Origin of the sequence: Pseudomonas sp. K5002 (assembly GCF_013386655.1) — a bacterium.
Taxonomy (GTDB): Bacteria; Pseudomonadota; Gammaproteobacteria; order Pseudomonadales; family Pseudomonadaceae; genus Aquipseudomonas.
Genome location: NZ_JACARK010000887.1, coordinates 1 through 675, shown reverse-complemented (window position 1 = coordinate 675; position 675 = coordinate 1). Strand labels below are relative to the sequence as shown.

1 pseudogene is annotated in these 675 nt (G+C 66.1%); it reads right to left on the bottom strand.

Annotated elements, in window-relative coordinates:
• Positions 1 to 675: pseudogene (locus HX846_RS30515) on the bottom strand (EscN/YscN/HrcN family type III secretion system ATPase); the annotation flags it as partial.

The window sequence follows — 675 nt, the reverse complement described above, 5'->3', positions numbered from 1 at the left end:
CCAGTGTGTTGTCGACTAATGCCGCGCGCACCCGCTCGGCGGCCGGGCGGTCGGAGGTGGCGACGACAGCAACGGTGCGTGCGCGGGCCGTGGCGTCCAGTTGCACATCCAGCAGTTCGCGCACTTCCCTGCCCCGCTCGCCGATCAAACCGATGACAATCACATCGGCCTCGCTGTTGCGGATGATGCTCGCCAACAAGGAGGATTTGCCCACACCGGGCTCGCCGAAGATGCCCATGCGCTGGCCCTGGGCGAGGGTCAGCAAGCCGTCGATGGAGCGGATGCCCAACGCCATGGAGCGCACGATCAATTGCCGGGAGAACGGGGCCGGTGGCTCGGCATGCAAGGGGTAGGTCTGCAGGTTCAGGGTTGGCGGTACACCGTCACCGTCGAGAAACTCGCCCATGGGGCTGATCACTCGCCCCAATTGCGCATCGCCCACGGCCACACCCAGGCTTTCGCCGGTGGCAGTGATTTGCGTGCGGGTCGACAGGCCTTCCATGGAACCGATGGGCGACAGGATCGCTTCGTCGCCATCAAAACCGATCACTTCGGCGCTGAGGCTGCGACCACTGACCGGGTCGCGCAGGTGGCATAGCTCACCGATGCTCGCGCCCGCCACGCTGGCCCGCAGCAACACCCCGCTAATGCTCAGCACCGTGCCCTGCATCGGAC